11 protein-coding genes and 1 pseudogene are annotated in these 11980 nt (G+C 61.9%); 11 read left to right on the top strand and 1 reads right to left on the bottom strand.

Going from position 1 to position 11980, the window contains the following annotated elements:
• Positions 1-122: pseudogene (locus B2S33_RS14280) on the bottom strand (type I methionyl aminopeptidase); the annotation flags it as partial.
• Positions 123-473: 351 nt separating this feature from the next.
• Between B2S33_RS14280 and rpsB the strand changes: the two are divergent.
• The 11 genes from rpsB (at position 474) to lpxD (ending at position 11959) form a co-directional block, all read left to right on the top strand.
• Positions 474-1211, top strand: coding sequence for a 30S ribosomal protein S2 (gene rpsB, locus B2S33_RS14275; protein WP_003252287.1), 738 nt, complete (start codon positions 474-476; stop codon positions 1209-1211).
• A 182-nt stretch (positions 1212-1393) separates the two neighbouring features.
• Positions 1394-2257, top strand: coding sequence for a translation elongation factor Ts (tsf, locus tag B2S33_RS14270; RefSeq protein ID WP_023534066.1), 864 nt, complete (start codon positions 1394-1396; stop codon positions 2255-2257).
• A 180-nt stretch (positions 2258-2437) separates the two neighbouring features.
• Positions 2438-3181: a UMP kinase gene (pyrH, locus tag B2S33_RS14265; RefSeq protein WP_023534028.1), complete on the top strand. Its 744-nt coding sequence runs from the start codon at positions 2438-2440 to the stop codon at positions 3179-3181.
• Positions 3178-3735, top strand: a complete 558-nt coding sequence (frr, locus tag B2S33_RS14260; RefSeq protein ID WP_049695527.1) for a ribosome recycling factor — start codon at positions 3178-3180, stop codon at positions 3733-3735. Before pyrH ends, frr begins: the two co-directional genes overlap by 4 nt.
• Before the next feature lie 15 nt (positions 3736-3750).
• A complete protein-coding gene (gene uppS, locus B2S33_RS14255; protein WP_027913873.1) occupies positions 3751-4506 on the top strand; it encodes a polyprenyl diphosphate synthase in 756 nt (251 codons plus the stop codon).
• Positions 4506-5321 carry a phosphatidate cytidylyltransferase gene (locus B2S33_RS14250; protein ID WP_028686886.1) on the top strand — a complete coding sequence of 272 codons (816 nt, stop codon included), beginning with the start codon at positions 4506-4508 and terminating at the stop codon, positions 5319-5321. Before uppS ends, B2S33_RS14250 begins: the two co-directional genes overlap by 1 nt.
• Positions 5318-6508 carry a 1-deoxy-D-xylulose-5-phosphate reductoisomerase gene (gene ispC / locus B2S33_RS14245; RefSeq protein ID WP_288650534.1) on the top strand — a complete coding sequence of 397 codons (1191 nt, stop codon included), beginning with the start codon at positions 5318-5320 and terminating at the stop codon, positions 6506-6508. Before B2S33_RS14250 ends, ispC begins: the two co-directional genes overlap by 4 nt.
• 67 nt (positions 6509-6575) lie before the next feature.
• Positions 6576-7928 (top strand): RIP metalloprotease RseP, encoded by a 1353-nt coding sequence (rseP, locus tag B2S33_RS14240; protein ID WP_288650533.1) that lies wholly within the window; start codon positions 6576-6578, stop codon positions 7926-7928.
• 74 nt (positions 7929-8002) lie between these two features.
• Positions 8003-10354, top strand: coding sequence for an outer membrane protein assembly factor BamA (bamA, locus tag B2S33_RS14235; protein WP_145280647.1), 2352 nt, complete (start codon positions 8003-8005; stop codon positions 10352-10354).
• A gap of 44 nt (positions 10355-10398) precedes the next feature.
• Entirely contained in the window at positions 10399-10902 is a 504-nt protein-coding gene (locus tag B2S33_RS14230) for an OmpH family outer membrane protein (protein WP_023534153.1), read from the top strand.
• A 1-nt stretch (position 10903) separates the two neighbouring features.
• Complete coding sequence (lpxD, locus tag B2S33_RS14225) at positions 10904-11959, top strand: UDP-3-O-(3-hydroxymyristoyl)glucosamine N-acyltransferase (protein WP_023534150.1); 1056 nt, start codon at positions 10904-10906, stop codon at positions 11957-11959.
• Positions 11960-11980 lie beyond the last annotated feature (21 nt).

The following is an 11980-nucleotide window of genomic DNA, read 5'->3' as shown; positions in this document are numbered from 1 at the left end:
AGCTCCTCGGTGGTGACACCGGGCTTGACGTGCTCCTCGATCATTTCCAGCACGTCGGCTGCCAGGCGGCCGGCGATGCGCATCTTCTCGATGTCTTCTGCAGTCTTGATGGTGACGGTCATTACAGGCTCTCTACTCGGCGCCGCAGGCGGCGCGTTCAAATCGGGAAAGGCGTCATTCTATCAGAGGTGCGGGCTCGTAGCGGCACGCGGCCCTTGCAAACACGCCACACCTGCACCGTCGCTGGTCGTGCGCTGGCGCACATGCCCTGCCGTCCGGCGGTTGGGGGGTGAGTTTCGTGTTTTGTTTGCGCGCAGCCTGTGGTATAACATGCGCCGCTTTCGGAGCCAGCTCCGTCTGCATCCAAACCCACACACGTGTCGACACGATGGCCTGGGTGCCCCGAGCTTCAGGGTTCGCGGGTTGGTCATTGGGATACGTGGAGGCCCAACCCGACTTATCAAGGAACTATCATGTCCCAAGTCAACATGCGCGATATGCTGAAGGCCGGTGTGCACTTCGGCCACCAGACCCGTTACTGGAACCCGAAAATGGGCAAGTACATTTTCGGTGCGCGCAACAAGATCCACATCGTCAACCTGGAAAAAACCCTGCCGATGTTCAACGACGCCCTGTCGTTCGTTGAGCGCCTGGCCCAGGGCAAGAACAAGATCCTGTTCGTCGGCACCAAGCGTTCCGCCGGCAAGATCGTCGCCGAGCAAGCTGCTCGTTGCGGTTCGCCGTACGTTGACCACCGTTGGTTGGGCGGCATGCTGACCAACTACAAGACCATCCGTGCTTCGATCAAGCGTCTGCGCGACCTGGAAACTCAGGCCGAAGATGGCACCTTTGCCAAGCTGACCAAGAAAGAAGCCCTGATGCGCTCCCGCGATCTGGAAAAACTGGACCGCAGCCTGGGCGGCATCAAGGACATGGGCGGTCTGCCTGACGCTCTGTTCGTCATCGACGTTGATCACGAGCGCATCGCGATCACCGAAGCCAACAAACTGGGTATCCCGGTCATTGGCGTTGTCGATACCAACAGCAGCCCGGAAGGTGTTGACTACATCATCCCAGGTAACGATGACGCCATTCGCGCTATCGAGCTGTACATGACTTCCATGGCTGACGCTGTCATCCGTGGCCGCAACAACGTTGCTGGCGGCACCGAAGTCTACGCTGAAGAAGCGGCTGCACCTGCTGCCGAGTAATAGACGCTAGCGTCGACTTGGCACGCGAAAAGGGGGCTATGCCCCCTTTTTGCCACCTTGAAATCCTGCTGTCGGCAGCCGTCCCTTTCATGGGCATGCAGGCACAGACAGCGGATTAGCAGAATTGAACGCCCGTCACAAACGGGTGGAATGGTTGAAAAACTTTCCAAGAGGATTTTGAAATGGCAGCAATTACTGCAGCGCTGGTCAAAGAACTGCGCGAGCGTACCGGCGAAGGCATGATGGATTGCAAGAAAGCCCTGGAAAAGGCTGACGGCGACATCGAAAAAGCCATTGACGACATGCGTGCCTCGGGCGCCATCAAGGCCGCCAAGAAGGCTGGCAACGTGGCTGCCGAAGGCGCTATCGCCGTCAAGACCGACGGCAAGGCCGCCGTACTGCTGGAAGTGAACTCGCAGACCGACTTCCTGGCCCTGCAAGACGACTTCAAGAACTTCGTCGCCGAAAGCCTGGAAGAAGCCTTCGCCCAGAAGCTGACCGACGCCGCTCCGCTGATCGCCTCGCGTGAAGCTGCCCGTGAAGCCCTGGTCGCCAAGTGCGGCGAAAACGTCAACATCCGCCGCCTGGTACGTGTGGAAGGCGACGTGGTCGGCGCCTACCTGCACGGCAACAAGATCGGTGCTGTCGTTGTCCTGAAAGGCGGTGACGTCGAGCTGGCCAAGAACATCGCCATGCACGTTGCAGCGTCCAACCCCGAGTTCCTGGACTCGTCGGAAATCTCCGCCGAAGCCATCGAGCGCGAGAAGGGTGTCTTCCTGCAGCTGAACGCCGACAAGATCGCCGGCAAGCCGGAAAACATCGTTGAAAACATGATCAACGGCCGTATCACCAAGTTCAAGGCTGAAGCCTCGCTCAAAGAGCAGGCGTTCGTCATGAACCCGGAAGTCAAGGTCGGCGAGCTGGCCAAGAAAGCCGGTGCTGAAATCGTTTCCTTCACCTACTTCAAGGTTGGCGAAGGCATCGAGAAGCCAGTCGACGACTTCGCTGCCGAAGTTGCCGCACAGGTTGCTGCTGCCAAGCAGTAAGACAGCCCCGTCTGTCGCCCCAAAGAGGCTGCCCGCTCACGCGCGCAGCCTCTTTGTCAAAGCGGCGAGGCGTTTACACGACGCTGCCGCCGCTGGCGCCGAAACGGTGCCACGCTACAGTTAGCAGGCTGCAAACAGCCCGCACGAATTTTCTACAGTACGCCGCAGGAGAGACTCGCAATGGCTCAGCAGGTGAGTGGTCGCCAACCTCGCTATAAACGCATTTTGCTCAAACTTAGCGGCGAGGCCCTGATGGGCTCCGAAGACTTCGGGATCGACCCGAAGGTGCTCGATCGCATGGCCCTTGAAGTAGGGCAGCTGGTCGGTATCGGTGTGCAGGTCGGCCTGGTCATCGGTGGTGGCAACCTGTTCCGAGGGGCTGCGCTGAGCGCCGCCGGCATGGACCGCGTTACCGGCGACCACATGGGGATGCTGGCTACCGTGATGAACGCCCTGGCCATGCGCGATGCGCTGGAGCGCTCGAACATCCCGGCACTGGTCATGTCGGCCATCTCCATGGTGGGCGTCACCGATCACTATGACCGTCGCAAAGCGATTCGCCACCTCAACTCCGGGGATGTGGTAATTTTCTCCGCCGGTACCGGCAACCCGTTCTTCACCACCGACTCGGCAGCCTGTCTGCGAGCCATCGAAATCGATGCCGACGTGGTGCTGAAGGCGACCAAGGTCGATGGTGTGTACACTGCCGATCCATTCAAGGACCCGCACGCCGAGAAGTTCGATCGCCTGACCTATGACGAGGTCCTGGATCGTAAGCTCGGCGTGATGGACTTGACCGCAATCTGCCTGTGCCGTGACCACGGCATGCCATTGCGGGTATTCAACATGAACAAGCCAGGCGCCCTGCTGAACATCGTGGTGGGCGGCGCTGAAGGCACTCTGATCGAGGAAGGCCAAGCATGATCAACGACATCAAGAAAGACGCGCAGGACCGCATGACCAAGTCCATCGAGGCCCTGGGCCGCAACCTGGCGGCCATCCGCACCGGTCGCGCGCACCCAAGCATTCTGGACAGCGTCAAGGTCACTGCCTGGGGTAGCGAGATGCCGCTGAACCAGGTCGCTGCGATCAGCGTCGAGGACGCGCGCACCTTGAAGATCGTCGCTCACGACAAGAACCTGAGCGCTGCCATCGAAAAGGCCATCCTGACCTCCGACCTCGGGCTGAACCCGTCGAGCGCCGGCACCACCATCCGTGTGCCGATGCCTGCCCTGACCGAAGAAACCCGCAAGGGCTACACCAAGCAGGCCAGCGGCGTTGCCGAAGACGCCAAGGTCGCCGTGCGCAACGTGCGTCGTGATGCCCTGGCGGACTTGAAGAAGCTCACCAAGGACAAGTCCATCAGCGAAGACGAAGAGCGCCGCGCTGCCGATGACATCCAGAAGCTGACGGACAAGTTCGTCGCCGAGGTGGATGCAGCCTTCAAGGCCAAGGAAAAGGACCTGATGGCCGTCTAAGGCCGGGTTTTTTTAATGGAAAAGACCAAGCCAGCGGTGCCTCCCTCGGTGCCGCGTCACGTTGCGATCATCATGGACGGCAACAATCGCTGGGCGAAACGGCGCTTGTTGCCTGGCGTTGCCGGGCACAAGGCAGGCGTCGATGCCGTGCGCGCAGTCATCGAAGTGTGCGCCGAGGCCGGCGTCGAAGTGCTGACCCTGTTTGCCTTCTCCAGTGAAAACTGGCAGCGACCTGCCGATGAGGTCGGTGCATTGATGGAGTTGTTCTTCTCGGCGCTGCGTCGCGAGGCGCGTCGCTTGAACGACAACAACATCAGCCTGCGCATCATCGGCGACCGCTCGCGCTTTCACCCGGAGTTGCAGGCTGCCATGCGCGAAGCCGAGGCGCTGACCGCAGGCAACAGCCGCTTCATCCTGCAGATCGCCGCCAACTACGGTGGGCAGTGGGACATCGCCCAGGCCGCGCAGCGGCTGGCGCGTGAAGTTCAGGCTGGCCATCTTCGCCCCGACGACATCACCCCAGGGTTGTTGCAGACGTGCCTTGCGACCGGCGAGCAGCCTTTGCCGGACTTGTGCATCCGCACCGGCGGCGAGCATCGCATCAGCAATTTCCTGTTGTGGCAACTGGCCTACGCCGAGTTGTATTTCTCCGACCTTTACTGGCCGGACTTCAAACACGAGGCCATGCGCAGTGCATTGGCTGATTTCGCTTCGCGCCAGCGCCGCTTTGGTAAGACCAGCGAGCAGGTCGAGGCTGGAGCGCGTGCTTAATGCTTAAACAACGCATCATTACCGCGCTGATCCTGTTGCCCATAGCGCTGGGTGGGTTCTTCCTGCTCGAGGGGGGCAACTTCGCCCTGTTCATCGGTCTGGTGGTAACGCTCGGCGCCTGGGAGTGGGCACGGTTGGCGGGGTTGATGGCTCAGCCCCTGCGTGTCGCCTATGCCTTGGTCGTTGCCGGGGCGTTGATGCTGCTGTACATCCTGCCGGAGCTTGCACCCTGGGTGCTTGGGGCTGCCGTCATCTGGTGGGGGTTGGCCACTTGGCTGGTGCTGACGTACCCACGCACCAGCGAACTGTGGGCCAGCGCTGCCTGCCGGCTGCTGATCGGCCTGCTGGTGTTGCTGCCGGCCTGGCAAGGCCTGGTGCTGCTCAAGCACTGGCCGCTGGGCAACTGGCTGATCCTGTCGGTCATGGCTCTGGTCTGGGCCGCCGACATCGGTGCGTACTTTTCCGGCAGGGCCTTCGGCAAGCGCAAGCTGGCGCCGCAGGTCAGCCCTGGCAAAAGCTGGGAAGGCGTGTACGGCGGGCTGGCGGTCAGCCTGGTGATCACCCTGGTGGTGGGTATCAGCCGAGACTGGAGCATTGGTCAGCTGCTGCTGGGTCTGGCAGGCGCTGCGCTGGTGGTCATGGCCTCGGTGATCGGCGACCTGACCGAAAGCATGTTCAAGCGCCGCTCGGGCATCAAGGACAGCAGCAATCTGCTGCCTGGCCACGGTGGCGTGCTCGACCGCATCGACAGCCTGACGGCGGCCATCCCATTGTTCGCCGTGCTGTTGTGGGCGGCTGAATGGGGTGTGATGTGAGTCAAGTGCAACGCATTACCGTGCTGGGGGCCACCGGCTCCATTGGTCTGAGTACCCTGGACGTGATTGCCCGCCACCCTGAGCGCTATCAGGCCTTCGCCTTGACCGGCTACACCCGCGTCGAGGAGCTGTTGGCCCTGTGTGTGCGGCATCACCCGGCCTACGCCGTGGTGCCGAGCGCCGACGCGGCGGGGCGCCTGCGTGCAGGCCTGGCAGCGGCAGGGTGCGCTACCGAAGTGCTGGAAGGCGAGGCCGGGTTGTGCCAGGTCGCCTGCGCCAGCGAAGTGGATGCGGTCATGGCCGCTATCGTCGGCGCCGCCGGCCTGCGGCCGACCCTGGCCGCCGTGCAGGCCGGCAAGAAGGTGCTGCTGGCCAACAAGGAGGCCCTGGTCATGTCGGGCGCCTTGTTCATGGACGCCGTGCGTCAGTCGGGCGCCGTGTTGTTGCCCATCGACAGTGAGCACAACGCCATCTTCCAGTGCATGCCCGGCGACTACGCGCGCGGGCTGAGCGCTGTGGGTGTGCGCCGCATTCTGCTGACGGCCTCGGGTGGACCGTTCCGCCAGACATCGACCCAGGCCCTGCAGGACGTCACGCCCGAACAGGCGTGCGCCCACCCGAACTGGTCGATGGGGCGCAAGATTTCCGTCGACTCGGCCAGCATGATGAACAAGGGCCTGGAGTTGATCGAGGCATGCTGGCTGTTCGATGCGCCGCCCAGCTTGGTCGAGGTGGTGGTGCACCCGCAGAGCGTGATCCACTCCCTGGTTGATTACGTCGACGGTTCGGTGCTGGCACAGTTGGGTAACCCGGACATGCGTACACCCATCGCCAATGCCCTGGCCTGGCCAGAGCGAATCGATTCCGGGGTCGCGCCGCTGGACCTGTTCAGCATTGCGCGCCTGGATTTCGAGGCGCCCGATGAGCAGCGTTTCCCCTGCCTGCGCTTGGCACGACAGGCGGCGCAGGCAGGCAACAGCGCCCCGGCCGTGCTCAATGCGGCCAACGAAGTGGCGGTGCAGACGTTCCTCCAGGGCCGTATCCGCTTCCCGGAGATCGCGAGTATGATCGAACAGGTACTGGACCAGGAGCCCGTGGTGCCGCTGACTACGCTGGAAGCAGTGTTTGCCGCCGACCAGCGCGCGCGCGAGCTGGCCTGGGCCTGGCTGGACCGCAACGGCCGCTGAGGCGGGCTCACCCGGTCATCGACGACAGCACCCCTATTGACCCATTGCTCATCATTCGGAGATGGACATGACAGCGCTCTACATGATCATCGGTACGCTCGTCGCCTTGGGTGTGCTGGTCACCTTCCATGAGTTCGGCCACTTCTGGGTGGCGCGTCGCTGTGGCGTGAAAGTGCTGCGGTTTTCCGTGGGCTTCGGTACGCCGCTGGTGCGCTGGCATGATCGCCAGGGCACCGAGTTCGTCATCGCAGCCATTCCACTGGGCGGCTACGTGAAGATGCTCGACGAGCGCGAAGGCGACGTGCCCCCTGCACTGGTGGGTCAATCGTTCAATCGCAAGCCCGTCGGCCAGCGCATCGCGATCGTTGCCGCGGGGCCGGTCGCCAACTTTTTGCTGGCCATCTTCTTCTTCTGGGTGCTGGCGATGCTAGGCAGCCAGCAGATCCGACCGGTAATCGGCACCGTCGAGAATGGCAGCCCGGCGGCAGCAGCTGGGCTGACGGCCGGTCAGGAAATCGTCTCAGTGGATGGCAAGCCGACCAACGGTTGGTCGGCGGTCAACCTGCAATTGGTTCGCCGCCTGGGTGAGAGCGGCACGCTGAACATCGGTGTGCGCGATGAAGGCAGCAGTACCGAGCAGCAGCGCCAGGTGAAACTCGACCAGTGGTTGAAGGGCGCCGATGAGCCCGATCCGATTCGCTCGCTGGGGCTTCAACCCTGGCGCCCGGCCATCGAGCCGGTGCTGGCCGAGATCGACCCCAAGGGGCCGGCCGGGGCGGCGGGCTTGAAGACCGGCGACCGGTTGTTGGGCATCGGCGGCCAGTCGGTGAACGAATGGCAGCAGGTGGTCGATAGCGTGCGCGCGCGGCCCGGCGCCCAGGTGGTAGTGCGTGTGGAGCGCGACGGTGCGCCCTTGGACGTACCGGTAACGCTGGGCGTGAAGGGCGAGGGTGAGGCGGCGGCAGGCTACCTGGGGGCGGGCGTCAAAGGCGGTCAATGGCCGGCCTCGATGCTGCGCGAAGTCAGCTATGGGCCGCTGGAGGCGGTGGGTGAAGGCCTGTCGCGCACTTGGAACATGAGCGTGCTCACGCTTGGGTCACTGAAGAAAATGCTGTTCGGTGAGCTCTCGGTAAAAAACTTGAGTGGACCGATAACCATTGCTAAAGTGGCGGGCGCTTCAGCCCAGTCCGGCGTGGGGGATTTCCTGAATTTCCTGGCCTACCTGAGCATAAGCCTGGGGGTTCTTAACCTGCTGCCCATCCCGGTACTGGATGGGGGGCACTTGCTGTTCTACCTGGTTGAATGGGCGCGCGGTCGTCCGTTGTCTGACCGGGTACAAGGTTGGGGGGGCCAGATCGGTATCAGTTTGGTCTTGGGGGTGATGTTGCTCGCCCTGATCAACGATCTGGGTCGACTATAAAAGCTTCGCTCAATTGCGAAACCTGTCGTTCATGACGGCAGGTTGTTTATTGCCAGTTGGAATAAAAGGACTTCATGAAACGTCTGTTGCTAACTGCGGTGCTCTCCGCACTGATGATCGCTGAAGTTCACGCCGAGTCCTTCACCATCTCCGATATCCGCGTCAATGGCCTGCAGCGGGTTTCCGCCGGCAGCGTCTTCGGTGCCTTGCCCCTGAACGTGGGCGACCAGGCCGATGACCGGCGCCTGGTGGAGTCGACCCGCTCGCTGTTCAAGACCGGGTTCTTCCAGGACATCGAGCTGAACCGTGATGGCAACGTGCTGATCATCAATGTGGTCGAGCGCCCGTCGGTGTCGAGCATCGAGATCGAAGGCAACAAGGCGATCAGTACCGAAGACCTGATGAAGGGCCTGAAGCAATCGGGCCTGGCCGAAGGCGAGATCTTCCAGCGTGCTACCCTCGAAGGCGTGCGTAACGAGCTGCAGCGCCAGTACGTGGCCCAGGGCCGCTACTCGGCCGAGGTCGACGCCGAGGTGGTGCCTCAGCCGCGCAACCGTGTGGCCTTGAAGATCAAGATCAACGAGGGCACCGTCGCTGCCATCCAGCACATCAACATCGTTGGCAACAACGTGTTCGATGACGACACCCTGGGTCAGCTGTTCGAGCTCAAGACCACCAACTGGTTGTCGTTCTTCAAGAATGACGACAAGTATGCCCGCGAAAAACTGTCCGGTGACCTGGAGCGTCTGCGTTCCTACTACCTGGACCGCGGCTACATCAACATGGACATCGCGTCCACCCAGGTGTCCATCACGCCTGACAAGAAACACGTCTACATCACCGTCAACATCAACGAAGGCGAGAAGTACACCGTCCGTGACGTGAAGCTCTCCGGTGACCTCAAGGTGCCGGAAGACCAGGTCAAGTCGCTGCTGCTTGTGCAGCCGGGCCAGGTGTTCTCGCGCAAGGTGATGACCAGCACGTCCGAGCTGATCACCCGTCGCCTGGGTAACGAAGGCTATACCTTCGCCAACGTCAACGGCGTGCCCCAGCCAAACGACCAGGATCACACCGTCGACATCATGTTCGTGGTCGATCCGGGCAAGCGTGCGTACGTCAACCGCATCAACTACCGCGGCAACACCAAGACCGAAGACGAAGTGCTGCGCCGCGAAATGCGTCAGATGGAAGGCGGCTGGGCCTCGACCTACCTGATCGACCAGTCCAAGACCCGCCTGGAACGGCTGGGCTTCTTCAAGGACGTGAACGTCGAGACCCCACCGGTGCCGGGCACCGACGATCAGGTCGACGTGAACTACAGCGTCGAAGAGCAGGCCTCCGGTTCGATCACCGCCAGCGTCGGCTTTGCCCAGAGCGCAGGCTTGATCCTGGGTGGCTCGATCAGCCAGAGCAACTTCCTGGGTACCGGTAACAAGGTTTCCGTTGGCCTGACCCGGTCCGAGTACCAGTCGCGATACAACTTCGGCTTCGTCGATCCCTACTTCACTGCCGATGGCGTGAGCCTGGGTTACAACGCCTTCTACCGCAGCACCAACTACGACGACCTCGACGTCGACGTGGCGAGCTACGCGGTGGACAGCCTGGGTGCCGGTGTGAGCCTGGGTTACCCGATCAGCGAGACGTCGCGCCTGACCTATGGGTTGAGTGTGCAGCAGGACAAGCTCAAGACCGGTAAGTACACCGTTGACGAGATCTTTGATTTCATCAACAAGGAAGGCGAGAACTTCACCAACTTCAAAGCCTCGATCGGCTGGTCCGAATCGACGTTGAACAAAGGTGTGCTGGCAACACGCGGTCACTCTCAGAGCCTGAGCCTCGAAACCACGATTCCAGGCAGCGACTTGTCGTTCTACAAACTGGACTACCGCGGCCAGCTGTTCAAGCCACTGAGCCAGAACTACACCCTGCGTCTGCACACCGAACTGGGTTACGGTGACGGCTTCGGGGGTACCTCCGGTCTGCCGTTCTACGAGAACTACTACGCGGGCGGCTTCAACTCGGTTCGCGGCTTCAAGGACAGCACCCTGGGGCCGCGCAGTACCCCAAGTAAAAACAATCCGGTGAACGGCACGATTGAAGACCCCGACCAAGACCCGCTTCCATTCGGCGGCAACGTCCTGGTCCAGGGCGGCGTCGAGTTGCTGTTCCCGCTGCCGTTCGTCAAGGATCAGCGTTCCCTGCGCACCTCGGTCTTCTGGGACGTGGGTAACGTGTTCGACACCAACTGCGGCAACAAGCCGGACTGCACCAAGGTCGGTTTCTCCGACATGGCCAGTTCGGTCGGTCTTGGCGTGACGTGGATCACGGCCTTGGGCCCGTTGAGCTTCAGCCTGGCGATGCCGATCAAGAAGCCGGACGAGGCAGACACCCAGGTGTTCCAATTCTCTCTGGGCCAGACCTTCTAAGGTCGGCCCTTGCTTAACGACAACGGTTTATCCAGGAGTTCATCGTGCGCAAGTTGACCCAAATGGCCGTAGTGGCCGCGGCGCTGGTCGCCACCCCGGCTTTCGCCGAAATGAAGGTTGCCGTCCTGAACTATCAGATGGCACTGCTCGAGTCCGATGCCGCCAAGAAGTACGCCGTGGATGCCGAAAAGAAGTTCGGCCCTCAGCTGACCAAGCTCAAAGGCCTGGAAAGCAGCGCCAAGGGCATCCAGGATCGCCTGATCAAGGGCGGTGACAAGATGCAGCAGCAGGAGCGTGAGCGCCTGGAGCTCGAGTTCAAGCAAAAGGCCCGTGACTTCCAGTTCCAGTCCAAGGAGCTGAACGAAGCCAAGGCCGTTGCCGACCGCGACATGCTCAAGCAGCTCAAGCCCAAGCTGGACGGCGCCGTCGAGGAAGTGATCAAGAAGGGCGGTTACGACCTGGTGCTCGAGCGCGGTGCGGTCATTGATGTCAAGCCTCAGTACGACATCACCCGCCAGGTTATCGAGCGTATGAACCAAGCCCGTTGATATGACCGTGACCATGACGCTTGGCCAACTGGCCGAGACCCTCGGGGCCACCCTCAAGGGCCCCGAGACGCTGCAGATCACAGGCCTTGCCACCTTGCAGGAGGCCGGGCCGGGTCAGTTGAGCTTTCTTGCCAACCCGCAGTACCGCAAATACCTGGACGAGAGCCAGGCGGCTGCCGTGCTGCTCAAGGCCGCCGATGCCGAGGCGTTCGCCGGTCATGCCCTGATCGTTGCCGATCCCTACCTGGCATATGCCCGCATTTCCCACCTGTTCGACCCCAAACCCAAGGCTGTGGCGGGGATTCACCCCAGCGCCGTGGTAGCCGGGGATGCCCAGGTAGACGCGACGGCCAGTGTCGGGCCTTTCGCGGTCGTTGAAAGCGGTGCGCGTATCGGCGCCCATGTCACCATCGGTGCCCACTGCTTCATCGGTGCCCGCTGCGTGATCGGCGAAGGGGGCTGGCTGGCGCCGCGGGTCACGCTGTATCACGATGTCACCATTGGCAAGCGGGTGGTCATCCAGTCCGGCGCAGTGATCGGTGGTGAAGGCTTTGGCTTTGCCAACGAGAAAGGCGTGTGGCGCAAGATCGCCCAGATCGGCGGGGTCAGCATTGGTGACGATGTGGAGATTGGTGTGAACACGGCCGTGGACCGTGGCGCCTTGTCCGACACCTGCATCGCCGACGGCGTCAAGCTCGACAACCAGATCCAGATTGCCCACAACGTGCAGATCGGGGAGCATACGGCCATGGCCGCGTGCGTGGGTATCTCCGGCAGTACGCGTATCGGCAAGCATTGCACCATCGCCGGTGGCGTGGGCATGGTCGGTCATATCGATGTCTGCGACAACGTTTTCGTGTCCGGAATGACCATGGTGACCCGCTCGATCACCGAGCCGGGTGGCTATTCTTCCGGGACTGCCATGCAGCCTCTGGCTGACTGGCGCAAGAGCGCCGCGCGTATCCGCCACCTGGACGACATGGCCAAGCGTCTCCAGCAGTTGGAAAAACGCGTCGATACCGTGACCTCAGGTGGGCAGCCGACATCAGAAGGCTGATACCATTTCCTGAGCAAGAGT

Source organism: Pseudomonas sp. UBA5568 (assembly GCF_002425525.1).
GTDB lineage: Bacteria > Pseudomonadota > Gammaproteobacteria > Pseudomonadales > Pseudomonadaceae > Aquipseudomonas > Aquipseudomonas fulva.
Note: the sequence above shows the minus strand (reverse complement) of the source record. Positions and strands in the feature narration are given on the sequence as shown.